The organism is Actinomyces israelii (assembly GCF_030253495.1).
Classification (GTDB): domain Bacteria; phylum Actinomycetota; class Actinomycetes; order Actinomycetales; family Actinomycetaceae; genus Actinomyces; species Actinomyces israelii.
Map to the genome: position 1 here is coordinate 917012 of NZ_CP124548.1, position 24504 is coordinate 941515.

20 protein-coding genes are annotated in these 24504 nt (G+C 72.8%); 16 read left to right on the plus strand and 4 right to left on the minus strand.

Annotated features, from left to right (window positions below):
* Positions 1 to 36 precede the first annotated feature (36 nt).
* The 3 genes from AIF0345_RS03700 to AIF0345_RS03715 all read right to left on the minus strand — a co-directional run bounded on the left by AIF0345_RS03700 (position 37) and on the right by AIF0345_RS03715 (position 2657).
* Entirely contained in the window at positions 37 to 558 is a 522-nt protein-coding gene (locus AIF0345_RS03700; RefSeq protein WP_353962061.1) for a hypothetical protein, read from the minus strand.
* A gap of 266 nt (positions 559 to 824) precedes the next feature.
* Complete coding sequence (locus tag AIF0345_RS03710) at positions 825 to 1568, minus strand: hypothetical protein (protein WP_285297243.1); 744 nt, start codon at positions 1566 to 1568, stop codon at positions 825 to 827.
* Positions 1569 to 2048: 480 nt separating this feature from the next.
* On the minus strand, positions 2049 to 2657 hold the full coding sequence (locus tag AIF0345_RS03715) for a hypothetical protein (RefSeq protein WP_285297245.1): 609 nt from the start codon (positions 2655 to 2657) through the stop codon (positions 2049 to 2051).
* An 845-nt stretch (positions 2658 to 3502) separates the two neighbouring features.
* Here AIF0345_RS03715 and AIF0345_RS03720 point away from each other — a divergent pair.
* The 16 genes from AIF0345_RS03720 (at position 3503) to AIF0345_RS03795 (ending at position 22790) form a co-directional block, all read left to right on the plus strand.
* Positions 3503 to 4771: a geranylgeranyl reductase family protein gene (locus tag AIF0345_RS03720; protein ID WP_285297884.1), complete on the plus strand. Its 1269-nt coding sequence runs from the start codon at positions 3503 to 3505 to the stop codon at positions 4769 to 4771.
* Positions 4768 to 5127: an NADH-quinone oxidoreductase subunit A gene (gene ndhC, locus AIF0345_RS03725; RefSeq protein WP_043562428.1), complete on the plus strand. Its 360-nt coding sequence runs from the start codon at positions 4768 to 4770 to the stop codon at positions 5125 to 5127. The genes AIF0345_RS03720 and ndhC overlap by 4 nt, the downstream gene beginning before the upstream one ends.
* A gap of 34 nt (positions 5128 to 5161) precedes the next feature.
* Positions 5162 to 5782 (plus strand): NADH-quinone oxidoreductase subunit B, encoded by a 621-nt coding sequence (locus AIF0345_RS03730; RefSeq protein ID WP_404975974.1) that lies wholly within the window; start codon positions 5162 to 5164, stop codon positions 5780 to 5782.
* The gene (locus tag AIF0345_RS03735; RefSeq protein WP_273166877.1) at positions 5779 to 6543 is read left to right on the plus strand and encodes an NADH-quinone oxidoreductase subunit C; all 765 of its coding nucleotides are present in this window, start codon (positions 5779 to 5781) and stop codon (positions 6541 to 6543) included. The genes AIF0345_RS03730 and AIF0345_RS03735 overlap by 4 nt, the downstream gene beginning before the upstream one ends.
* Positions 6543 to 7931, plus strand: a complete 1389-nt coding sequence (locus AIF0345_RS03740; protein WP_043562426.1) for an NADH-quinone oxidoreductase subunit D — start codon at positions 6543 to 6545, stop codon at positions 7929 to 7931. The genes AIF0345_RS03735 and AIF0345_RS03740 overlap by 1 nt, the downstream gene beginning before the upstream one ends.
* The gene (gene nuoE / locus AIF0345_RS03745) at positions 7931 to 8635 is read left to right on the plus strand and encodes an NADH-quinone oxidoreductase subunit NuoE (RefSeq protein ID WP_043562425.1); all 705 of its coding nucleotides are present in this window, start codon (positions 7931 to 7933) and stop codon (positions 8633 to 8635) included. Before AIF0345_RS03740 ends, nuoE begins: the two co-directional genes overlap by 1 nt.
* Positions 8636 to 8712: 77 nt before the next feature.
* Complete coding sequence (gene nuoF, locus AIF0345_RS03750; RefSeq protein WP_285297886.1) at positions 8713 to 9987, plus strand: NADH-quinone oxidoreductase subunit NuoF; 1275 nt, start codon at positions 8713 to 8715, stop codon at positions 9985 to 9987.
* A gap of 3 nt (positions 9988 to 9990) precedes the next feature.
* Positions 9991 to 12795: an NADH-quinone oxidoreductase subunit G gene (locus tag AIF0345_RS03755; RefSeq protein ID WP_285297250.1), complete on the plus strand. Its 2805-nt coding sequence runs from the start codon at positions 9991 to 9993 to the stop codon at positions 12793 to 12795.
* 14 nt (positions 12796 to 12809) lie between these two features.
* Positions 12810 to 14309 carry an NADH-quinone oxidoreductase subunit NuoH gene (gene nuoH, locus AIF0345_RS03760; protein ID WP_285297887.1) on the plus strand — a complete coding sequence of 500 codons (1500 nt, stop codon included), beginning with the start codon at positions 12810 to 12812 and terminating at the stop codon, positions 14307 to 14309.
* Positions 14302 to 15051 carry an NADH-quinone oxidoreductase subunit NuoI gene (gene nuoI, locus AIF0345_RS03765; RefSeq protein WP_285297251.1) on the plus strand — a complete coding sequence of 250 codons (750 nt, stop codon included), beginning with the start codon at positions 14302 to 14304 and terminating at the stop codon, positions 15049 to 15051. Before nuoH ends, nuoI begins: the two co-directional genes overlap by 8 nt.
* Positions 15048 to 16121, plus strand: a complete 1074-nt coding sequence (locus AIF0345_RS03770) for an NADH-quinone oxidoreductase subunit J (protein WP_285297253.1) — start codon at positions 15048 to 15050, stop codon at positions 16119 to 16121. The genes nuoI and AIF0345_RS03770 overlap by 4 nt, the downstream gene beginning before the upstream one ends.
* Positions 16118 to 16423 carry an NADH-quinone oxidoreductase subunit NuoK gene (gene nuoK / locus AIF0345_RS03775; protein WP_043562422.1) on the plus strand — a complete coding sequence of 102 codons (306 nt, stop codon included), beginning with the start codon at positions 16118 to 16120 and terminating at the stop codon, positions 16421 to 16423. Before AIF0345_RS03770 ends, nuoK begins: the two co-directional genes overlap by 4 nt.
* A gap of 13 nt (positions 16424 to 16436) precedes the next feature.
* Complete coding sequence (gene nuoL, locus AIF0345_RS03780) at positions 16437 to 18479, plus strand: NADH-quinone oxidoreductase subunit L (RefSeq protein WP_268917579.1); 2043 nt, start codon at positions 16437 to 16439, stop codon at positions 18477 to 18479.
* Between the two features lie 14 nt (positions 18480 to 18493).
* Positions 18494 to 20101, plus strand: coding sequence for an NADH-quinone oxidoreductase subunit M (locus tag AIF0345_RS03785; protein WP_285297255.1), 1608 nt, complete (start codon positions 18494 to 18496; stop codon positions 20099 to 20101).
* A complete protein-coding gene (gene nuoN / locus AIF0345_RS03790; RefSeq protein ID WP_285297256.1) occupies positions 20098 to 21687 on the plus strand; it encodes an NADH-quinone oxidoreductase subunit NuoN in 1590 nt (529 codons plus the stop codon). The genes AIF0345_RS03785 and nuoN overlap by 4 nt, the downstream gene beginning before the upstream one ends.
* A complete protein-coding gene (locus AIF0345_RS03795) occupies positions 21684 to 22790 on the plus strand; it encodes a polyprenyl synthetase family protein (RefSeq protein ID WP_285297258.1) in 1107 nt (368 codons plus the stop codon). Before nuoN ends, AIF0345_RS03795 begins: the two co-directional genes overlap by 4 nt.
* Positions 22791 to 22829: 39 nt before the next feature.
* On the opposite strand, the gene AIF0345_RS03800 is transcribed toward AIF0345_RS03795, so the two are convergent.
* On the minus strand, positions 22830 to 24434 hold the full coding sequence (locus tag AIF0345_RS03800; protein ID WP_285297260.1) for a hypothetical protein: 1605 nt from the start codon (positions 24432 to 24434) through the stop codon (positions 22830 to 22832).
* Positions 24435 to 24504: the final 70 nt, after the last annotated feature.

Sequence of the window (24504 nt, forward strand, 5' to 3'; positions counted from 1 at the left end):
TGCGTCGGTTGCGGCAGCTTCTGGTCAGCGAGCCACTCAGGCTCGTTGATCGCCGTCGTGCGAGCGCCCGGTCCGATCGGCGTGGACGTGCAACAGCCTCGTTCTCGACCGGCGGCTCTGCGCCGATGGGGCGACAGATGCGGGGTGCCCGGGGCGCGGTTGTCCCACTGGGTGCTCGGCGAGGCCTGTCTCAAGGCCGTGGGACTCGCCCAGAGTCTGCCTCGCCGTGGCGAGCTGAACCTTCCCACCGCCCCGAAGGACTCGGGCCGGACGATGCTCGCGGACGGTAGAGCGATCGCGTGGCGGTGGGGGGACGCAGCGGGGGATCCGGACGGTTGTTTCTGGGCGCTCGCCTGGCTGCTGGGCTCCTTCTCCGCCCCGGCCTGAGTCATGACCTGACCAGCGGTTGATGCGGGAGCCGTCTCGCCCGCGCTTGTCATGGCTTGGCCCCCACAGGGCGGTCGAGGCTTGGACGTACTGAGGATAGGCGGCCCGGGTGATGGGGGCCGCCTGGGCCCACTGCGGGGGCAGCGCCCGCGAAGACAGTGGGAGGCTCACGCCTTTGACTCCGCCTTCGTTGACGATGCCGATGTGTCCGTCTTCCTGGCCGTTGGTGGAGAGCCTGGTGGTTGAAGAAGCGGCCGTCGTCGGGAGCGGGTGTCCAGCCGAGGCGGTCGCGGACGGCGAAGGCCTCCTGGAGGGTCATAGGCCAGGAGTGGTCCGTCCAGGCCCGGATCTAGGCCACATCCTCCCGGACCTGCAGGACGAAGAAGTCGGTCATGGGATGATCCTTTCTCTTGGGTGTTTGATGTGTGGTTGAGTGCTTAGAGACCGGCGATCTTCTGCTCGAGCTTGGCAGTGAAGCCGGGTGAGGGCGAGAAGCCCGTGGTGCGGACCCTGGTGGTCCGCCCCGGGCCGGGGGTCTCGAAGACGTCCGTGCGCAGGCTGGTACGGCCGTCCTTGATGAGCTCCCGCAGGCCGGGGTCGTCGTGGAAGTACCGGGGGACGCGCTCGTCCTCCAGCATGCGGTCCATGACATAGTCGGACGTGCCCTGGGCCGCGGGCGGGGCTCCGAGCTCATCGAGCTCATCAAGAGCGTAGGTCTTGCTCGGGTCGTAGGCGGCGGTGCCGCCCTTGTACTCGGGGATGACGACCTCGTCCCCGCGGGGTGGGACGGCCAGGCCGTCCACGTGGCCCGGGCCGGGGCCGCGTGCGGGGGGGGGCTGGACCGAGTGAAAGGCCTCCGGGATGTGGTGGCCCTCTCGGTTCAGCATCTGCTCCCCGCCCCGCTCGCCGGTGTACTCCGCCAGACGCCTCACGTCGCTGCGACCGTTAGACACCGCATCCGCAACGCGCTCTAATTCCTTGAGGTCCCGTTTGCTCACTCCTGATCCCGGCCTGCTCAGTTTACGGAGCGTTTTATCAGCTCTCTCCCGCGTGAAGGCCGACGCCGCGCACCCGTACCTGTTGGCCGGCTGCTCCGGCCCGGCCTCGGCGGCCCGCGTGGCGACCCGGGCATGGGCGGCGAAGCGGACCTGCTGCTCGGTGAAGTCGGCAGAGGTCTTCATAGCGCGCGCCTCGGCGAGCGCGGAGGCGGGAGCCCCCGCCGCCCAGCGGCCCGCTCACCCGAACGCGCTGCCGGGTATGTCAGCAGGTCCAGCACGTCAAGACAGAGCCGGCCCGGGGCGACAGTGGTGACGTAACCCATGAAAGCACTCCTCGGGTCGCGCACCAGGGCGGCCAGCCCCCCGCCTGTGCGACAGCCCCCAGGCCATCACGCCGGTGGCGCCCATGGCCAGGGCGAAGGACCCGCCCAGCGCCACTATGAGCATGACCCCCAGGGCGGTCATGAGGACCTGGCCCGCCCAGCCCAGGCCGTCCCACCACTGGGCCAGCCCCTCAAGAAGACCGGCGAAGAACACGTTGTCGCCCTTGATGCCCAATGCCCGCCAGTGCTCATGCCCGCCCACAGCCCGTACACGACCCACAGCAGCCCCGCCGTCGTCGCGACCAGGGCGCCCAGACGGAACAGCAGGCGCGTCCTCGGCTCACGGCCCGGGGCGACGGCGCCCATGGTATCGGCCCGCACGGCCCGCACCTGGGCCGCGGTCGCCCGGCCCCGCCGCATCGCCGCCGGCACGCCCCGGCGACGGTCCCCGTAGGCCGACCAGACCACCACCAGGTCGCTCCAGGCGAACTGCACCAGGGGCCAGCACCGCGATCGACACCGCCTGCAGAGGGCCGGGAACGCCGGTCAGCACCGGCAGGCGCACCGCCGGGGCCTCGGGCAGGGGCAGACCGCGTTCTCTCGCGCCTCCGCGCCGGTAGTCGTCCACCAGCAGGCAGCACCCCAGCAGCGCCACCGAGACCGGGACCGCCAGGGCGCCCCGCCCGCCGACCAGCCACAGCGGACAGACCCACCACGGGACGCCCTCGGCGTCGTTGTCCATCCAGCCGAGGGCGGACCCGCAGGCGTTCCACCCCGCGTGGTCGGCGCTCACCTGCGCCATCGCCAGCACAGGCGGGACCAGGGCCGTCACCCGTCGTGCCGCGCCGAAGGGGGCCCCAGCCCGCACCGTGCCGACCCGCCACAGGGCGATCCCCAAGCCCACCGCCACGGCCACGATCATGGTGCGCACCTGGTGGCCCACCGCCACGGCCCCGCCCCAGTGCGCGTAGCTGCCCAGCGTCCACGGGTTCGGGGAGCAGGAGAGCCCGGACCCGCCCAGGAGGGCCTCCAGCAGGCCCGGCTGCCGAAGGCGGCGGACAGATGTCCTCCGCCACCGTGAAACCGAGCCCGGCCGCGTACCCCAGCAGCGCCCAGTCGGCTGCGGCGAAGCGCCGCGCGCGCCCCGGCGCCCCCAGGGCGACCACCGCCAACGGGATCGGCTTGCCCGGCTCCTCGGCGAAGGCCGCCAGGGCGATGGAGGCGCCGTCGTCCTTCGGCGATAGCCCACCCAGCCCGCCCACCCTCCTGGTGACCACGGCCACCGCGAAGGCGCACCAGATCCCCGCTCCGTACACGGCGCTCACGGCCAGCCGGCTCGCTGTGCCGGGTGCGCGCGAGCCCCGTCATGATCACCGGAGCCATGGCGGCGAACAGCCCCGGCACCATGGCGGCCGCCGGCCGGGGGACCACCGGCAGCGCCAGCAGGAAGGTCACAGCAAGGTCACGCTCCCCGGGGCCCGGTACCCCTCGGGGAGCGCCGGCCCGGTATGCGCAGTATTTCGCAAGGGAAGAAGGGCCTAATTGGTTTCAATCCTCCTCCGGGACCGCGGGGGCACGGGCGCACTCGCTGACGCCATGGCGCGGAAAGGCTTCCCTGCGCAACGGGGGCTCCACCGGGGCTCGGGCTCCGGTCGCAGTCTCGGTAGAGTCGCCCTAGGCCTTCCTACCCAGAGGGCTGTTCGGCATGAGAGGAAAGGGGACGCGGTGACTGACCGGGACGGCAGGCGCACCGCCCCCACGGGCGGCCCCGGCGGCGGCGCGGGCGCCGAGGACCTGAGCGCCGACGTCGTCGTGGTCGGCGCGGGCCCGGCCGGCTCGTCGGCCGCCTACCACCTGGCCACCTGCGGCCTGGACGTCATCGTGGTCGAGAGGCACGAGCTCGGCCGCGACAAGGTCTGCGGCGACGGCCTGACCCCCTCGGCCGTGCGCGAGCTCGTCCGCATGGGCGTGGACACCTCGACCTGGCAGCGCAACAAGGGCCTGCGCGTCATCGGGGGCGGGCACCGTCTCCACATCCCCTGGCCCGAGCAGGCCTCCCTGCCCTCCTACGGGCTGGCGCGCCGACGCGCCGACCTCGACCGGGACCTGGCCGAGCACGCCGCCGCCGCCGGGGCCCGCCTGCTGACCGGCGTCACCGCCACCGGCCCGGCCACAACCGCCGCCGGACGCGTCGTCGGCGTCGAGACCAGGCCGACCACCCGCGTCGCCCGCCCCGGGATCCCCCGCCCCGCCACCCTGCGCGCCCCCCTGGTCATCGACGCCGGCGGCGTCTCGGCCCGCCTGGCCACCGCCGTCGGCCGGCGCAAGGACGAGCGCAGGCCGCTGGGCGTGGCCGTGCGCGCCTACTTCCGCTCCCCGCGGGCGGCCGACGCCTGGATGGAGTCCCGCCTGGAGCTGTGGGACGGCCCGGCGAACCGCTCCGCCCTCCTGCCCGGCTACGGGTGGCTGTGGAGCGTCGGCGACGGGCTGGTCAACGTCGGGCTGGGCTCGGTGTCCTCGCGCGCCGCGACCACCAGGGTCGACCACCGCGCCGTCTTCAACCGCTGGGTGGCCTCCGTCCCCGCCTCCTGGGCCTTCACCCCGGACAACCGGGTCGGGCGCCTGGCCTCCGCCGCCCTGCCCATGGCCTTCAACCGCAAACCCCACTACGCCGACGGCCTCATGCTGCTCGGCGACGCCGGCGGCATGGTCTCGCCCTTCAACGGCGAGGGCATCGCCCAGGCCCTCATGTCCGGGCGCCTGGCCGCCGAGGCCGCCGCGCAGGCCGCCGCCCGCTCCACCGCCGTCGGCCGCGAGAGGGCCCTGGGGCAGTACCCCGCCGCCCTGGAGGCCGAGATGGGCGGCTACTACACCCTCGGCCGGGTCTTCGTGGCCCTCATCGAGCACCCCGAGGTCATGCGCGTGTGCACCCGCTACGGCCTGGGCCGCAAGCACCTCATGAGGCTCGTGGCCAAGCTCCTGTCCGACGGTTGGGAGCGCCGCGGCGGCGACGCGATCGACCACCTCATCCAGCTCCTGACGAGAATGGTGCCAGCAGCATGAACCCCTACGTCTCCCTGCTCATTATGGCGGCGATGGCCCTGGTCGTGGCCGCCGGCGGCCTCATCCTGTCCGCGATCGTGAGCCCCAACAAGCGCAACAGGGTCAAGGTCGCCAACTACGAGTGCGGCATCGACCCCACGCCCACCAACACCGAGACCGGGCGCTTCCCCATCGCCTTCTACCTGGTGGGCATGACCTTCATCATCTTCGACGTCGAGGTCGTCTTCCTCTACCCCTGGGCCACGGCCTTCGCGCGCCTGGGGCTGTTCGGGCTGAGCGCCGCCCTCATCTTCATCGCCCTGATCACGGTGCCCTACGTCCTGGAGTGGCGCCGCGGCGGACTGGACTGGGACTGACGGGCGCGGGACGGGCAGGTAAGGCAGGCACACCATGAACATGCGCGACTACAACGAGAAGATGCTCCACATCCCCTCCAAGCGGGATGACCTCCAGCTCGCCGCCGAGCAGTCCGTGGACGGCCCCGGGTTCCTGATCACCAGCGTCGAGCGGCTCACCGGCCTGGCCCAGGCCCGCTCCCTGTGGCCGGTGACCATGGGCCTGGCCTGCTGCGCCATCGAGATGATGGGCACCGGCACCCCCCGCTTCGACATGGCCCGCTTCGGCTGGGAGGTCTTCCGCGCCTCCCCGCGCCACGCCGACGTCATGATCGTCTCGGGCCGCGTCTCCCACAAGATGGCACCCATCGTCCGCAACGTCTACGACTCCATGCCCGAGCCCAAGTGGGTCATCTCCATGGGGGCCTGCGCCTCCTCCGGCGGCGTGTTCAACAACTACGCCATCGTCCAGGGCTGCGACCACATCGTCCCGGTCGACATCTACCTGCCCGGCTGCCCGCCGCGCCCCGAGATGCTCCTGAACGCCATGCTCGAGCTCACCCGCCAGATCGAGCGCCGCCCCGTCTTCAGGCACCGCGAGGAGATCGCGCGCGCCGTCGAGGCCGCCGCCCTGGCCGCCACCCCCGTCTCCGAGATGAAGGGCCGGCTCGCATGAGTGAGAACGCCGCCTCCCCCGACACCGCCGGCGACATCGAGCCGGTCGCCGCCGTCCCCGAGGTCGTGCCCGGCCGCCCGGTGCGCCCCGAGCTGGTCGCCGAGGTCGTCTCCGCCCACTCCGGCCAGTTCGGCGCCGCCGACGCCGGGGACACCACCGGCTACGGCCGCCACCGCACCGTGGTCACCCTCGCCCCGGCCGCGGCGCGCCCCTACGGCTCCTGGTTCGACGGCGTCGTCGACGCCCTCGTCGAGGACCTGGCCGATGCCGGGGTCGAGCCGGCCGAGGCCATTGAGAAGGTCGCCGTCGAGCACGACGAGCTCACCCTGTTCATCGCCCGCGAGCACCTCCTCGACGTCGTGCGCCCCCTGCGCGACGACCAGGACCTGCGCTTCGAGCTGTGCCTGGGCGTCAGCGGCGTCCACTACCCCGGCGACGCCGGCCGCGAGCTGCACGCCTGCTTCGAGCTGGTGAGCCTGACCCACGGCGGGCGCCAGCTGCGCCTGGAGGTCGCCTGCCCCGCCACCGACCCGCACGTGCCCTCGATCGTGCCGGTCTACCCCGGCGACGACTGGCACGAGCGCGAGACCTGGGACCTCATGGGCATCGTCTTCGACGGCCACCCCAACCTCACCCGCTCGGCCATGCCCGACGACTGGGTGGGCCACCCCCAGCGCAAGGACTACCCGCTGGGCGGCATCCCTGTGGAGTACAAGGGGGCCGCCACCCCGCCCGCCGACACCCGGAGGTCGTACCGCTGATGAGCCCCGCAAGCACCTTCCGCGCCGCCGGGCCGGCCACCGACGACATCGCCGACGGCGCCCCCCAGTACACGCTGGCCGGCGGCGACTGGGACGACGTCGTCGCCGCCATCGCCGCACGCGACGAGGACGACCGCCTCCGCCACGACCGCATCGTGCTCAACATGGGGCCCGTCCACCCCTCCACCCACGGCGTGCTGCGCCTGGTCCTGGAGGTCGACGGCGAGACCGTCACCGAGGTCCGCGTGGGCACCGGCTACCTGCACACGGGCATCGAGAAGAACATGGAGTACCGCACCTGGGTCCAGGGCGAGACCTTCGTGACCCGCATGGATTACGTGGCCCCCTTCTTCCAGGAGGTCGGCTACGCCCTGGCCGTGGAGAAGCTGCTCGGCATCACCGACGACATCCCCGAGAAGGCCTCGGTCATGCGCGTGCTCCTCATGGAGCTCAACCGCATCGCCTCCCACGCCGTCGCCATCGGCTCCGGCGGCAACGAGATGGGCGGCACCACGCTCATGACCATCTCCTTCCGCTGCCGCGAGAACATCCTGCGCGCCTTCGAGATGGTCTCCGGGCTGCGCATGAACCACGCCTACGTCCGCCCCGGCGGCCTGGCCCAGGACATCCCCACGGGCCTGACCGACTTCGTGCGCTCGGTCATGCCGAACATCAAGAACGACATCGGCGAGCTCGAGTCCCTCCTCATGGAGAACCCGATCCTGAAGTCCCGCTTCGTCGGCGTGGGCGAGGTCAGCCTGGCCGCCGCCATGGCCATGGGCCTGACCGGGCCGTGCGTGCGCGCCGCCGGGTACCCGCTGGACATGCGCCGGATCACGCCCTACTGCGGCTACGAGACCTACGACTTCGACATCCCCGTCTACGACCGCTCCGACTGCTACAACCGCCTGGCCGTGCGCTTCGACGAGTGCTACCAGTCCCTGAAGATCGTCTCCCAGTGCGTGGACCGCCTCGACGAGATCGCCGAGCGGGGCGACGACCCCTCCAACACGACCATGGTGGCCGACCCCACCATCGCCTGGCCCGCCCGCATGGCCATCGCCACCGACGGCCAGGGCCAGTCCCTGGACCACGTGCGCGAGATCATGGGCACCTCCATGGAGTCCCTCATCCACCACTTCAAGCTGGTCACCCAGGGCTTCCGCGTCCCCGCCGGGCAGGTCTACCAGACCGTGGAGCACGCCAAGGGCGTCCTGGGCGTCCACGCCGTCTCCGACGGCGGCACCCGCCCCTACCGGGTCCACTTCCGCGACCCCTCCTTCTCCAACCTGCAGTCGCTGGCCATGATGGGCGAGGGCGGCATGATCGCCGACCTGGTCCCCTCCCTGGCCTCCATCGACCCCGTCCTGGGAGGCGTGGACCGCTGATGAGCACCACCGAGAACACCCGTGCGACCGCCGCCGGCTACGACCCCGATCTCGGCGCCCGCCTGGACGCCGAGATCGAGCAGATCACCTCCCGCTACCCCGCGGGCCACGAGCGCAGCGCCCTGATCCCCATGCTGCACCTCATCCAGAGCGTCGACGGCTACGTCTCCCCGCGCGGCATCGCCCTGTGCGCCGAGAAGCTGGGCCTGACGCGCTCGGAGGTCAGCGCCGTCGCCACCTTCTACAGCCAGTTCCGCCGCCACCCCGCCGGGGACTACCACGTGGGGGTGTGCACCAACGCCCTGTGCGCCGTCATGGGCGGCGACGAGGTCTGGCGGGCCGTGAGCGAGCACACCGGCCTGGGCAACGACGAGACCAGCGAGGACGGCCGCATCAGCCTGGAGCGCGTGGAGTGCAACGCCGGCTGCGACTACGCCCCCGTCGTCATGGTCAACTGGGAGTTCTTCGACAACCAGACCCCGGCCTCCGCCGTCGAGCTGGTGGCCCGCCTGGAGCGCGGTGAGGCCGTCGCCCCCACCCGCGGCCCCGAGACCCTGCCGACCTTCCGCGACAACGAGCGGCTCCTGGCCGGATTCGAGGACGGCCGCGCGGACGAGGGCGTCGGTGCGGGCGAGCCGAGCCTGCTGGGCCTGCGCATCGCCCGCGAGCACGGCTGGACGGTTCCGAAGGAGGAGACCAAGTGACCGACAGCGCGAGCGGCGCCGCCCAGGCCGGCCCGGCCTTCACTGCGCCGGGCACCCTCACCCCCGCCGTCACCGACATGTGGGACAGGGACCGCTCCTGGACCCTGAAGGCCTACCTCGCCCACGGCGGCTACCGGGGCCTGAGGCGGGCCAAGACGATGAGCCAGGACGAGCTCGTCGCCCTGGTCAAGGCCTCCAACCTGCGCGGCCGCGGCGGCGCCGGCTTCCCCACCGGCCTGAAGTGGTCCTTCCTGCCCGCCCCCGACGGCGGGGCCCGCTACCTGGTGGTCAACGCCGACGAGTCCGAGCCGGGCACCTGCAAGGACATCCCGACGATCATGGCCAACCCGCAGGCCCTCGTCGAGGGCGTGGCGATCTGCTCGCGGGCCATCGGCTGCGACCACGCCTTCGTCTACCTGCGCGGCGAGGTCGCCCACGTCTACCGCCGCCTGCTGGCCGCCGTGCGCGAGGCCCGCGAGGCCGGGTACCTGGAGACCGGCTTCGGCCAGGACGGCGCCCAGCCGCTCGCCATCACCGCGCACGCCGGGGCCGGCGCCTACATCTGCGGGGAGGAGACCGCGCTGCTGGACTCCCTGGAGGGCCGCCGCGGCCACCCGCGCCTCAAGCCCCCCTTCCCGGCGGCCCAGGGCCTGTACGCCCGCCCGACGGTCATCAACAACGTCGAGACCATCGCCTCCCTGCCGGGGATCCTCGCCCGCGGCCCCGAGTGGTACTCATCCATGGGCACCGAGCGCTCCAAGGGCCACGGCATCTTCTCCGTGTCCGGGCACGTGGCCCACCCCGGCCAGCTCGAGGCGCCCTTCGGCATCACCATGCGCGAGCTCATCGACCTGGCCGGCGGCGTCCGCGCCGGACACCGGCTCAAGTTCTGGGTCCCGGGGGGCTCGTCCACCCCGATCTTCGGCCCCGAGGAGCTCGACGTCCCCCTGGACTACGAGTCGGTCGGGGCGGCCGGCTCCATGCTGGGCACCCGCGCGCTCCAGGTCTTCGACGAGACGGTCTCCGTGGTGCGCGTGGTGGCCCGGTGGACCGAGTTCTACCAGCACGAGTCCTGCGGCAAGTGCACGCCCTGCCGGGAGGGCACCTACTGGATGCGCCAGATCATGGCGCGCCTGGAGGCCGGGCGGGGCCTGCCCGGGGACGTCGAGAAGCTGGAGTCCATCGCCTCCAACATCGCCGGCCGCTCCTTCTGCGCCCTCGGTGACGCCTCCGCCACCCCGGTCCTGTCCGGCATCAAGCGGTTCAGGGCCGAGTTCGAGGCCGGGTACACCTCCGCGGCCGACGAGCTCTTCCCCTACGCGGCCTCGGCAATCGTTGAAAGCGCACGGTGAGACATGACTGACACGGTCCACATGACGATCGACGGCGTCCCCGTCGAGGTTGCCAAGGGCACGCTCCTCATCCGTGCCGCCGAGAAGATCGGGGTGCGCATCCCGCGCTTCTGCGACCACCCGCTGCTGGCGCCGTCGGCCAACTGCCGCCAGTGCCTGGTGGAGGTGGCCATGCCCGGGCGCGACGGCGTGGTCCGCCCCATGCCCAAGCCGCAGCCCTCGTGCGCCATGACCGCCATGGAGGGCATGGAGATCTCCACCCAGGCCACCAGCGAGGTCGCCGCCAGGGCGCAGGCCGGCACCATGGAGTTCCTCCTGATCAACCACCCCCTGGACTGCCCGGTGTGCGACAAGGGCGGGGAGTGCCCCCTGCAGAACCAGGCCCTGGAGCTCATGGCCTCCGGCGCCCAGAGCGCCACGCGCTTCACCGACGTCAAGCGCACCTTCCCCAAGCCCCTGCGCCTGACCGGCAACATCCTGCTGGACCGCGACCGCTGCATCCTGTGCCAGCGCTGCGTGCGCTTCGCCGACCAGGTCGCCGGCGACCCCTTCATCGCCCTGCAGGGGCGCGGCGCCGGGCACGTCGGCGGCGAGATCACCGGGGGCCTGTACTCCGAGCAGATCGGCCGCTACGACTCCACCGTCCTGGACTTCTTCGACCCCGAGGGCGTGGCGGGCCTGGCCACCGAGACCATCCGCGGCGGGGCCTACCTCGCCCCCGAGGCCGACCTGGCCGGGCCGGGCGGGCAGCCCGGCGCCGTCGACGGCTCCGTCTACGGACCCGGTGACCTGGCGGGCCGCGAGGACCTCGACGTCTCGGGCCGCCCCTTCGCCTCCTACTTCTCGGGCAACATCATCCAGATCTGCCCCGTGGGGGCCCTCACGTCCGCCCGCTACCGCTTCCGGGCCCGCCCCGTGGACCTGGTGTCCACCGACTCGGTCACCGAGCACGACGCCTCCGGCTCCGCCATCAGGGTCGACATGCGCCGCGGCGTGGTCCTGCGGCGCCTGGCCGGCAGCGACCCCGAGGTCAACGAGGAGTGGATCACCGACAAGGACCGCTTCGGCTTCGCCTGGTCCTCCCAGCCCGACCGCCTGCGCGTCCCGCTGGTGCGCGACGAGGACGGCGAGCTGGTGCCCACCAGCTGGTCCGACGCCCTCGACGTCGCCGCCCGGGGCCTGGCCGCGGCGCGGGAGGCCGGCGGCGTCGGCCTGCTGCCCGGGGCCCGCACCACCCTGGAGGACGGCTGGGCCTGGTCCCGCTTCGCCCGCCAGGTGCTGGGCACCAACGACATCGACCAGCGCGTGCGCGACCACAGCGAGGAGGAGGACCTCTTCCTGGGCGCCCGGGTCGCGGGCACGGGGATGGGCGCCGTGACCTACTCCTCCCTGGAGAGCGCCGGTCAGGTCCTCCTGGTGGCCCTGGAGCCCGAGGACGAGTGCGGCTCCCTGTTCCTGCGTCTGCGCAAGGGCGTGCGCGCCGGCGGCGTGCGCGTGGCCGCCATCGCCCCGCTGGTCACCAACGGCTCGCGCAAGCTCGGCGCCACCACCGTCCTGACCGTCCCCGGCCAGGAGGCGCGCGCCATCGCCCTGCTCTCCCAGACCCACCCCGACGTCGTCGAGGCGCTCAAGGCCGAGGGCGCCACCATCCTGGTGGGCGAGCGCGCCGCCGCCGTGCCGGGGCTGCTGACCACCGTCGACACCCTGGCCACCGCCACCGGGGCCCGCCTGGCCTGGGTGCCGCGCCGCGCCGGCGAGCGCGGCGGCATCGAGGCGGGCCTGCTGCCCTTCCTCCTGCCCGGCGGCCGCCCCGTCGCCGACGACGGCGCCCGCCGCCAGGTCCAGGACGTCTGGGGCATCGACCCCGCCGGGGTCCACGCCCACGCCCCCCTGCCCGACGCGCCCGGCCGCGACGCGACCCGGATCCTGGCGGCGCTGGCCGACGGCGGCCTCGGCGGCCTGGTGGCCGGCGGCATCGACCCGCGCGACTTCCCGGACCCCGCCCTGGCCCGGACGGCCCTGGCGGCCTCCCGCTTCACCGTCCAGCTCGAGGTGCGCCGCAGCGAGGTCACCGAGCGCGCCGACGTCGTCCTGCCGGTCGCCCCCGCCGAGGAGAAGAACGGCACCTTCGTCAACTGGGAGGGGCGCGTGCGCCCCTTCGGCCAGGCCCACGTCTCGCACGCCCGCACCGACCGCCAGGTCCTGGGGATGCTCGCCGCCGAGATGGGCGAGGACCTGGGCGCGGACGACCTGGGGGCCCTCCACGCCCAGATCGCCGGCCTCGGCCTGTGGGGCGGGGCGCGCGGCGGGGTCGTCTTCATCGAGCCTTCCGCCGCCTCCCCGGTCGACGCCGGGGCCGGTGCGGCCGGTACCGCGCCCGCCGAGGGCCGGGCGGGCCGCTCCGGCCGCTCGACAGTGACCGGCCTGGACGCCGTCCTGGCCACGCACAAGCCCATGCTCGATGCCGGCCGGCTCCAGGACGGCGAGGCGTTCCTCGCCGCCACCGCCATGCGCCCGGTCGCCCGCGTCGCCGCCGACCTCGCCGCCCGGCTGGGCCTGAGCGGCGGGGAGAGCGTCGAGGTCGCCACCGCGGCCGGCGCCGTCACGCTGCCCGCGGTGGTCGCGGGCCGGGTCGCCCCGGGCACCGTCTGGCTGCCCGAGTGCTCGCCCGGCTCCACGGTCCGCCAGACGCTCCGCGCCGGCCACGGCTCCCGGGTCCGCCTGTCCCTCGCCCCGACCGGCACCCTGCCCAGCACCCCGACCAGCGCCCTGATCCGCACCCCGAGCAGCACGGAGGTGGCCCGGTGAGCACCACCAGCACCATGGCTCTTCTGCACCTCGTCCCGACGACGGCTCCGGCGACGGCCTCCGGCGCCGAGGGCGGTGTGACCGCCGACTTCTCCGCCGAGACCTGGTGGCTGACCCTCATCAAGGCGGTCTTCATCGTCGCCTTCCTCATCGTCAACGTCATCCTGGCGATCTGGGCGGAGCGGCGCGTCCTGGGACGCATGCAGACGCGCCCCGGGCCGAACGTCAACGGCTTCCTGGGCATCCCCCAGCTGGTCGCCGACGCCGCCAAGCTCATTATGAAGGAGGACTTCTGGCTGGGGGGCGCGGAGAAGCTCGTCTACCTCCTCGCCCCGGTCATCGCGGCGTTCAGCGCCTTCATGATCTACGCGGTCATCCCCTTCGGGCCGCAGGTGAGCATCCTCGGCCACTCCACGCCCCTGCAGCTGACCGACTTCCCCGTCGCGGTCCTCTACGTCCTGGCGATCACCGCCTTCGGCGTCTACGGCATTATCCTGGGAGGCTGGTCGACCCACTCCACCTACCCGCTCTTCGGGGCGGTGCGCTCGGCCGCGCAGGTCATCTCCTACGAGCTGAGCATGAGCCTGTCGATCCTCACCGTCTTCCTCGCCTCGGGGACCATGTCCACCTCCGGCATCGTCTCCTCCCAGCAGCGCCTGTGGTGGGGCCTGGCCATGGTGCCGAGCTTCCTCATCTACGTGGTCTCCATGATCGGCGAGGTCAACCGCCTGCCCTTCGACCTGCCCGAGGCGGAGGGCGAGCTCGTCGCCGGCCACATGGTCGAGTACTCCTCGATGAAGTTCGCCTGGTACTTCCTGGGCGAGTACATCAACATGTTCAATGTCTCGGCCATGTGCGTGACCCTGTTCCTGGGGGGCTGGCGCTCCTTCGTGATCGCCTCCTTCTGGCCGGGCGCGAACTCCGGGTGGTGGCCCATGCTGTGGTTCATCGGCAAGGTCTGGGCCGTCATGTTCTTCATGATCTGGACCCGCGGCACCCTGGTGCGCATCCGCTACGACCACTTCATGAAGCTGGGGTGGAAGTTCCTCATCCCCGTCTCGCTGGGATGGTTCGTCCTGGTGGCCGCCCTCCAGGGGTACCGCGCCTTCTTCACCGGCTCGCCCGCCGGGCTGCTCATCGCCCTGGCGGCCGTCTTCCTGGTCGCCATGCTCGTGCTCCTCATCCTGCCCGAGTCCGAGGACGACGGGCCGGCCCGTGGCGCCGGCGGCGTGACCGCCCCGGGGGAGGAGCTCGACGCCTTCGCGGGCGGCTACCCCGTCCCGCCGCTGCCCGGCCAGCAGCTGCCCGTCTCCCCGCGCGTGCGCCGCGCCCAGCGGGCCCAGGCGCCCGTCCGCACCGATGCCGCCAGCTCTGTCAGCTCTGTCAGCTCTGTGATGCTTGCCGTCGGCGGTGCTGATGATGCGGGCTCCGCGGACGTCGGCGGCCTCGCGGCCCTCGGCCTCCAGTCCACCCCCGACTCCGGCGACACCGTCCAGGAGGGAACCGATGACTGACCAGAACCCCGACGCCTTCCGCGCCCCGGGAGGGCGGCCGAGCCCCGACGGCCCCGGCGGTGCCGGCGGTGCCGGCAGCACCGCTGACCACAACCAGTGGCTGCGCGACCTTCCCGGCCCCGTGGGCCGATTCTTCGCCCCGGTGGCCGGCTACGGCGTGACCATCTCCTCGATATTCCGGCCCACCGTCACCGAGCTCTACCCCTTCGAGGCGCCGGTCCTCATGCCGCGCTACCACGGGCGCCACCAGCTCAACCGCTACGACGACGGCCTGGAGAAGTGCATCGGCTGCGAGCTGTGCGCCTGGGCCTGCCCGGCCGACGCCATCTACGTCGAGGCGGCCTCCAACGCCCCCGGCGCCCAGTACTCGCCCGGCGAGCGCTACGGCCGCGTCTACCAGATCAACTACCTGCGCTGCATCTTCTGCGGCATGTGCATCGAGGCCTGCCCGACGCGCGCCCTGACCATGACCCACGAGATCGACGAGTTGGTCGGGCCGACCCGCACCGGCCTGATCTACGAGAAGCAGGACCTGCTCGCCCCCGTGCCCGACGGGGCGGTGGCGGCCCCCCACCCCATGGTCGAGGGGACCGAGGACTCCGACTACTACCGCGGCGAGGTCACCGGCGTCACCCAGGCGCAGGTCGACTGGGTCCGCGAGCACCGCCCCGACGAGCCGACCCTGGCCTCGGCGCGGCCGGCCCCCGCCCCGAGCCCCGCCAGGGAGGCGGTGCACTCATGACCGCCCCGACCGTGCTGCCTGTGCTGCCTGCGCTGCCCGCTCTGCCCGTCCGGCCCGCGCTCGTGCCCGCCTCCCTGGGTGCGGACGGCACCATCTCGGCCGGGGAGACGATCCTGTTCGCCGTGGTCGCCCTGGTCGCCGTCACCTGCGGCCTCGGCCTGCTGACCGCCAGGCGCGCGGTGTCCGCCGCCGTCAACATGATCGGCATCATGATCTGCCTGGCGGTCCTCTACATCGCCGGCGACGCGCCCTTCCTGGGCGTCACCCAGATCGTCGTCTACACCGGCGCCGTCATGACGCTCGTCCTGTTCGTCATCATGATGGTCGGCGTCGGCGGCGAGGAGCCGGTGGGCACCGCCGGCTCGCCGGCCGGCAAGTGGGGCGTCGCCGCCCTGGGCGCCGTCCTGGCCGTCATCCTGGCGGTCGTCGTGTGGCGCTCCGTCGTGCCGGTGTCCACCGACGGCGGCGGGGCCGCGACACTCCCCTCGGCCCCCTCCGAGCTCGCACTGGTGCTGTTCGGCGGCCACGTCGTCACCATGGAGCTGACCGGCGTCCTGCTCATTATCGCCGCCGTCGGCGCCCTGACGCTGACGCACCGCCAGCGCATCCGGCCCCGCCCGACCCAGCGCGCCCGGATGGAGGCCAGGATGCGGGCCTTCGCCGACAAGGGCGCCCACCCCGGCCAGAAGCCCATGCCCGGCGTCTACGCCGCCACCAACGCCGCCGCCGCACCGGCCCTGGCCGCCGACGGCGAGGCCCTGGAGGAGTCGGTCCCGCGCGTGCTGCGCGTGCGCGACCAGGCCCTGGAGCTGTCCGAGGTCTCCCCGGAGATGGGGGCCGCCCAGCGCGCCGGCACCATCACCGCCCGCGAGGACGCCGCCGTCGGGCTCTCCGGCATGCCCGCCATGCCCGGTGCGGCCGCCCCGGCCGTCGACCAGCCCGTCGCCGTCGACCCGCTGACCGAGCCCGCCGCGGAGCCGGCCGACAAGCCGGCCGGGGGGCCGGGAGGGCAGCAGCCGCCCGGCCCCTCCGAGGCGGGCCCCAGGCAGAAGGAGGAGCAGAAGAAGTGAGTGTTCCCGTCACCGCCTACATCGTGCTCGCCGGGGTGCTCTTCACCCTCGGGGCACTCACGGTGCTCCTGCGGCGCAACGCCATTATCGAGCTGATGGGGGTCGAGCTCATGCTCAACGCCGTCAACCTGGTCCTGGTGACCTTCTCCCGCGTCCACGGCAACCTCAACGGACAGGTCTTCGCCTTCTTCGTCATGGTCGTCGCGGCCGCCGAGGTGGTCGTGGGCCTGAGCATTGTCGTGTCCATCTTCCGCACCCGCAGGTCCACGTCGGTCGACGACGAGAACCTGCTCAAGAACTGAGGGGGCCGCCGCCATGACCGCACCGTCTCTCGTGCTCGCCGGCGCCCTGGCCCCCGCTGCCGCGCCTGCGGCCTCCGCCGTGCCCCCCGCCCCCCTGGTCGGCCCCGCCACGGGCCTGGCCTCCCTGGCCTGGCTGCTGATCGCCGTGCCCGCGGCCGGCGCCGCCATCCTCCTGCTGGCCGGACGCGCCTGTGACCGCTGGGGCCACCTGCTGGGCCTGCTCGCCTCCCTGGCCAGCGCCTGCCTGGGCCTGGGCATCCTCGCCCAGGTCCTCGGCCTGCCTCCCGCCGAGCGCACCATGGTCGTCAGCCTGTGGCGCTGGTTCGGCGCCGGGGACCTGGAGGTGCGCATCGGCCTGCGCATCGACCCGCTGTCGCTGACCTTCGTGGCGCTGGTGACCTTCGTCGGCTTCCTCATCCACGTCTACTCGGTGGCCTACATGGCCCACGACCGGGACCGCCGCCGCTTCTTCGCCTACCTGAACCTGTTCATCGCCGCCATGCTCACCCTCGTGCTGGGCGACTCCTACATCGTCCTGTTCGTCGGCTGGGAGGGCGTGGGGCTGGCCTCCTACCTGCTCATCGGCTTCTGGAACACCGCCGACGCCGACGCCCCGCAGGCGGTGCGCTTCACCAGCCGGCAGAACGCGACGGCCGCCAAGAAGGCCTTCATCATGAACCGCGTCGGCGACGTCGGCCTCCTGCTGGCCATGATGGCCATGGTCTCCCAGGTCGGCTCGGTCTCCTTCATCTCCGTGCTGCCCGCCGCCCAGTACGGCGCGCTGTCCACCGGCTGGCTGACCGCCATCGGCTTCTTCCTCCTGCTGGCCGCCTGCGGCAAGTCCGCCCAGTTCCCCCTCCAGGCGTGGCTGGGCGACGCCATGGCCGGCCCCACGCCGGTGTCCGCCCTCATCCACGCCGCCACCATGGTGACCGCCGGCGTCTACCTCATGGTGCGCTCCGGCGCCGTCTTCCAGGGCGCCCCGGGCGCCCAGCTGGCCGTCGCCGTCGTCGGCGCCATCACCCTGGTGCTGGGGGCCGTCATCGGGTCCGCCAAGGACGACATGAAGAAGGTCCTGGCCGCCTCCACCATGAGCCAGATCGGCTACATGATGCTGGGGGCCGGCCTGGGCCCCATCGGCTACGCCTTCGCCATCTTCCACCTGCTGACCCACGGCTTCTTCAAGGCCCAGCTCTTCCTGGGCGCCGGGAGCGTCATGCACGCCATGGGAGACCAGGTCGACATGCGCCGCTTCGGCGCCCTGGCGCGGGTCATGAGGGTCACCTGGGTCACCATGGGCGTCGGCTGGCTCGCCATCCTCGGGATCCCGCCCCTGTCCGGCTTCTGGTCCAAGGACAGGATCATCGAGGCCGCCTTCACCGGCGAGGGCGCCCGGCCCTGGGTCCTCGGCACGGTCGCGCTGCTGGGGGCGGGCCTGACCGCCTTCTACATGTCCCGCCTGTTCTTCATGATCTTCCACGGGCGCGCCCGCTGGACCACCGACAAGGACATCGAGGGCGCCGTCCACCCCCACGAGTCGGGGTGGCTCATGACGGCCCCGCTGATCATCCTGTCGGTCTTCTCGCTCGGCCTGGGCGGCCTGCTGTCCATGAACGACGCCTTCGTCACCTGGCTGGAGCCCGTCACCGGGCACGTCGAGCACGGCGAGCCCGTGCTGCCGGCCACGGTCATTATGGGCGCCACCCTCGCCCTGGTCCTCACAGGAGTCCTCGTCGCCTGGCTCGTGTACGCCCGCCGCCCCGTGCCCACCGTCGTGCAGACCGGCAGCGCCCTGGTGCGGGCCGCGCGCCGCGACATGTACCAGGACGCCATCAACGAGGGCCTGGCCATGCGCCCGGGGCAGGGCCTGGTCACCGCCGCCACCGTCTCGGACCGCTACGTCGTGGACGGCGCCGTCGAGGGCCTCGCCAAGGGCGCCGCCGGGGCCGGGCGGCTCGTGCGCCGCACCGAGAACGGGTACGTGCGCTCCTACGCCGGCTACATGCTCGCCGGGACCGTGCTCGCCCTCATCGCCGTCCTGGCCAGCAGGTTCTGAGAGGACACGACCACATGCCGCCCATTACCGCATCCGTCCCCGGTCCGGCCCCCGTGCTGACCGTCATGGTGCTCGTCCCGCTCGCCGGGGCGCTGCTCCTGTGGCTCCTGCCCCCGCTGCGCGCCCTGGCGCGCGCTGTCGGCCTCGTCTTCTCCCTGGGCGCGCTCGGCGTCGGCGTCTGGGCGCTGACCCTGTTCGACACGGGCCGCGCCGCCACCGTCCAGCTCGCCGAGACCCGCCCGTGGATCCCCGTCCTGGGCGTCTCCTGGGCCCTGGGCGTCAACGGCCTCGGCCTGGCCATGCTGCTGCTGGCCGCCTTCCTCGTGCCGGTGGTCCTGCTCGCCAGCTGGGGCGAGGTGGCCGCCGACCGCCAGGGCGCCTTCACGGCGCTGGTGCTGGTGCTGGAGGCCTTCATGGTCGTCATCTTCAGCGCCCGCGACGTCTTCCTGTTCTACGTGTGCTTCGAGGCCATGCTCATCCCGGTGTACTTCCTCATCGGCCGCTTCGGCGGGCCGGACCGCCGGCGCGCCGCCCTGAAGTTCCTCCTGTACTCGCTGGCCGGCGGGCTGGTCATGCTCATCGGCGTGGTCGCCCTGTACTTCTACGGCCCGCACACCCCGACCGGCTACCTCATCGAGTCCATGGCCGGGGCCGTCACCGCCCCGCCGGCGGCGGCCCGCTGGATCTTCGCGTCCTTCATGGTCGCCTTCGCCATCAAGGCCCCGATGGTGCCGTTGCACACCTGGCTGCCCGACACCGCCGAGCAGGCCACCCCGGGCACCTCGGTCCTCCTGATCGGCGTCCTGGACAAGATCGGCACCTACGGCATGATCGCCCTGGTCCTGCCGCTCTTCCCCGAGGCGTCCGCCTGGGCCGCCCCGGTCCTGCTCGTGGCGGCCGTCGTCGGGATCATCTACGGGGGACTGGCCGCCATCGGCCAGGACAACCTCTACCGGCTCATCTCCTACACCTCGATCAGCCACTTCGGCTTCATGGTGCTGGGCATCTTCATCGGCAGCCGGGTCGCCGCCACCGGCGCCATGGTCTACATGGTCGCCCACGGGCTGTCCATCGCCGGCCTCTACCTCACCACCGGCTTCCTCGCCCGGCGCACCGGCACGGTCGCCATCAGCGAGCTCGGCGGCATGGCCCGGGTGATGCCGCTGGTGGCCGGCACCTTCCTGGTCTCCGGCCTGGCCTCCATCGCCCTGCCGGGCCTGAGCGGATTCGTCCCGGAGTGGATGGTGCTCACCGGCGCCTTCTCCCGGTCCGTCCCCCTCGGCGTCGTCGCCGTGGCCGGCGTGGTCATCGCCGCCGTCTACGTGCTCCTGCCCTACCAGCGCGTCTTCACCGGGGCGCCCGCGCCCGAGCGCGTCGGCGGCGCCGACCTGGACGCGCGCGAGAGGCTCGTCCTGGTGCCCGTCATCGCCGCGATGCTCGCCCTGGGCCTGGTCCCGGGCGTGCTCACCGACATTCTCGACGGCGTCGCCGAGCAGACGGCGGCCGCCACGAGCACGGGCCCCGATCGGCCGGCCGCCCTGTCAGCCCTGTCGGGCCAGGCGGCCCCGGCCGACGCGAGCGCGCACCCCGCCCCCACCGTCACGGAAGGGACCAGCAAGTGAGCTTCACCGTTCCGACTATTGAGTGGGCGGGCCTCGCCCCGGTTCTCATCATCCTGGGGGCCGGCGTGCTCGGCGTCCTCATCGAGGCCTTCGTGCCGCGCAGGGGGCGGCTGCCGGTGCAGGCGGGCCTGTCCGTGCTGGCCATCCTCGGCTCCGGCGTCGCCTTCGTGCTGCGCTGGGAGCAGGTCCTCCCGCAGGACCCCGGCACGGGCCAGGTCTCGCCGTCGGGGCGCGTGCTGGCCTCGGGGATCAGCGAGGACCCCTTCGCGGTGGCCGCGCAGGGCATTATGCTCCTCATCGGGCTGCTGTCCGTGCTGGTCATGGCCGACCGCACCACCGCCGGCGACGGGGCCTTCGCCGCCCAGGCCGCCGACCGCCCCGGCAGCGCGGAGGAGACCGAGTCCCTCCACCACGGCTGGACGGCCACCGAGGTCTTCCCGCTCATGCTGTTCTCCCTGGCCGGCATGATGCTCTTCCCCATGGTCAACAACTTCATCGCCCTGTTCGTGGTGCTCGAGCTGGTCTCGCTGCCGCTGTACATCATGGCGGCCACCGCCCGCCACCGCCGGCTGCTGAGCCAGGAGGCGGCGCTGAAGTACTTCGTGCTGGGAGCCTTCGCCTCGGCCTTCCTCCTGCTGGGCTCGGCCTTCCTGTACGGGCTGTCCGGCTCGGTGTCCTACACCTCGGTGGCCGGCGCGCTCGCGGCCGGCGGCGTGCTCGACATGGACTGGCTCGGCCTGGCGGGCGTGGCCCTGGTGACCGTGGGCCTGCTGTTCAAGACCGCCGCCGCGCCCTTCCACGCCTGGAGCCCCGACGTCTACCAGGGCGCGCCCACCCCGGTCACCGGCTTCATGGCCGCTGGGGTCAAGGCCACCGCCTTCCTGGCCCTCGTGCGCTTCTACTACCTGGTCGGTGGCGCCTTCGGGTGGGACATGGCCCCGTTCCTGTGGACCGTCGCCATCCTGACCATGGCGGTGGGCACCGTCGTCGGCGTCGTCCAGAGCGACGTCAAGCGCATGCTCGCCTACTCGGCGATCGCGCACGCCGGCTACATGCTCATCGGCATCATCGCCCTCAACGGGGTCGCCATCAGCGCTCTGCTGCTCTACGCCCTCGCCTACGGCGCGGCCACCGTGGGCGCATTCGGCGTCGTCACCCTGGTGCGCGCGGGCCGCGACGGCGCGGCGGGCGCCGAGGCCACCGACCTCGAGGCCTTCGCGGGCCTGGGGCGGCGCAGCCCGTGGCTCGCCGGCGCCATGACGGTGTTCCTGCTGTCCTTCGCGGGCGTCCCGCTGACGGCGGGCTTCATCGCCAAGTTCGAGCTGTTCGTCGCCGGTATCAGCGGCGGCGCCCTGTGGCTGGTGATCGCCGCGGTCGTCTCCTCGGCCATCACCGCGTTCTTCTACATGCGCCTGGTGGTCCTCATGTTCTTCCGCGAGCCCGAGCAGGGCCGGGTGGTCGTCGTGGGGTCGATGGGCCCGTCGGGCGCCGCCATCACCGTGGCGGTCTTCGTCACGGTGGCGCTCGGCGTGCTGCCGCAGGTCGTGCTCACGCTCCTGGGCCGCGCCGCTATGCTCCTGCCGTGATCGGATCGCTGCCCTTGAACGCCCCGCAGCTCGAGGGCCGGATCACCCCGGCCCTCGACGCCGTCGAGGCGCGTCTGCTGGAGGTCGTCTCCAACGCTGACGAGACCATCAACCCGCCCACCTCCCACCTGGCCGAGGCCGGGGGCAAGCGGCTGCGGCCGGTCCTGACCCTCCTGACCGCCCAGCTCGGCGACACCGCCCTGGCGGCGGGGGAGCAGGTGCTCGACGCCGGGGTCGCCGTCGAGCTCACCCACATCGCCACCCTCTACCACGACGACGTCATGGACGAGGCGCCCCTGCGCCGCGGAGCCCCCAGCGCCCAGACCGTATGGGGCAACTCGGCCGCCATCCTCACCGGCGACGTGCTGGTGGCGCGCGCCTCCCAGCTCGTCGCGGCGCTCGGGCCGCGGGCGGTGCTCGCCCACGCCAAGACCTTCGAGCGCCTGTGCATGGGCCAGCTCCACGAGACCCTGCCCCGCCCGGCCGGCACCGACCCCGTCGACCACTACATCCAGGTCCTGGCCGACAAGACCGGCTCCCTGATCGCCGTGTCGGCCCGCTACGGCGCCATGCTGACCCGCGCCGGTGCCGCCACCGAGGGCGTCGTGGAGGAGTTCGGCGAGAAGATCGGCGTCGCCTTCCAGCTGGCCGACGACGTCATCGACCTCGCCGGCGACTCCGAGACCACCGGCAAGACCCCGGGGACGGACCTGCGCGAGGGCGTGGACACCATGCCGGTGCTCCTGCTGCGCAAGGCCCTGGCCGCGGGCGAGCTCGACGCCGCCGGGCAGGCGATCCTCTCGCGGCTGTCGACCGGGAACCTTGCCGACGACGCCGTGCTCGCCGACATCGTCGCCCGGCTGCGCCTGCACCCGGTGCTGGCCCGTACGCGGGAGATGGCCATGACCTGGGCCCGGGAGGCGGTGGGCGCGCTCGCGGGCCTGGAGGGCGCCGTGCTGGCCGGGACGCGCGAGCGCCTGGACGCCGCAGGAGCGGGCGGGGCCGAGCGGGAGGCGGCCCTGGCCGACGCGGCTCGGCGCGTGGCGCTCGTGCGCGAGGGCATGGAGCAGTTCGCGCGACTGCTCGTGGACCGGGCCGCCTGAGCCCCTTTTCACAGACCTCGACGAAAAAGAGGGGGGCGCTCAGGAGCCGAGCCAGGAGGTGGCGGCGAAGAAGCTGTGATCGACGGCGAGCCCCCAGGGGGTGACGACGTTCACGCCCGACATGCCTGTCCTCTCATCCGTCTCGGCGATCGTCTCGCCCGTGCCCAGTGAGGTGAGCTCAAGGCGGTGCGATCCCGATCGGGTGGAGTCGTCGAGGTAGTACGTGGTGTAGAGGACGTCGCCGAGGACGCCCGCCCCCTGCGGCAGCGTCCGTTCCTCCTTCGTCCATGTCAGGACGGGGGAGGGGGCGCCGGGACGGCGGGCGGTGAAAGGATCCATGCTCTCGCGCTCCAGAAGCCTGATGATCTCCTGCTGGTCCGAGGCGACGGAGGGCCAGCCGAGCAGCCTCACGTCCTCGATTGCGCCGTCGTCCAGCACGACGGTCTCGCCGGAGGCCAGGTTCCGCGCGCAGCCGCGGGTGATGATGGAGCCGGAGCCTACGGGGCTCAGGGTCTCCTTGTAGTAGTACCAGCCGTCCCTCACCAGGACCGGGTGGTTGCGGTTGTCCTCCTGCGCGCCGTCGGCCAGGAACACAGTCGTTCTTCCCGCGCTGATCGCCTGGCCGTGGGAGAAGACGTTGGCGGGGGGCCTGATGTCGAGGACGGAGTGCGCGTCGAGCTGGACGGACAGGTCCTCGGCGCTCAGGCGCAGCCCGATGTAATCGGCGTCGACGCTGTCGTTGCCGGCCAGATTGTTGCCCGCCATGAGGAGGGCGTCGCGGTCGGCGGAGAAGGACAGGTGGATGCGTGCGACACTTCTGGCGAGGAACCGCTCGCTGACGGTCGCCGAGGCCGCGACGGCGCCGTCGGCCAGCCGGACCTTGAGCGCGGTCACCGGGCAGGTTGTTCCCGCCTGGATGACCTCGGTGCCCGCGCTGCCGGCCGGGTCCGTTGAGGACGGGGGGAAGGCGCCGACGACGAGATAGGCGTGCTCGGCGTCGATAAGGGCGGGGCCGAGCGCGATCGTGCTCGCAGCGGCCGTCCGGTCGTTCTCGTCGCGGTGGGCGACCGGCTCGACCTCCTGGGTGGTCCAGGCGCCGTCCTCGCCCAGGAGCACCGCGCGGGTGGTGGGCCCGGAGACGTCGACGACGACGGGGCACCAGCCCCGCGTGAAGGCCTTCTCCGCCTCGTGCGCCACGGTGGCGCCGCACAGGTAGCGGTCGCGGGCGGCGGTGAGGGTCTTCCTGGTCCAGACGCCCGGCCACACGGCCTTGTCGTCGAAGGCGGAGGGGAGGGCGTCGACATCGGGCGGCGGCGTCGGGGCCGGGTGACTGGGCTTCTTGGTGAACCGGCTCGGCGAGCAGGCGGTCAGCGCGGGCGGAGCCGCGGCTGCTGCGCCGGCGGCTGCGGCGATGAGAAGGGTGCGACGGCGCATAATGCCTGCTCCTGTGCTCGTGGGCGGGACCCGGGGCTGGACGGACCCATTGTCCTCCCCGCCGCCGGCGCCGTGCGGGCCGCCGTCGGCGCTGCGCACAGCGCGTCCCGGTACGACGTCGATCGGCCAGTCGTGCTCCGTGTCCTCATCGAGGGTGTCCAGAGCGCGCGTCCGGCCGGCGCTCGCGCCGTCGTCGTCGGCAGGGCCCAACCGGCAGAGAGCATGTGTCCGACGCCATGAGGACACGGCGCCCGTGCCGCCTAGACTGGCGCGGGCGGTA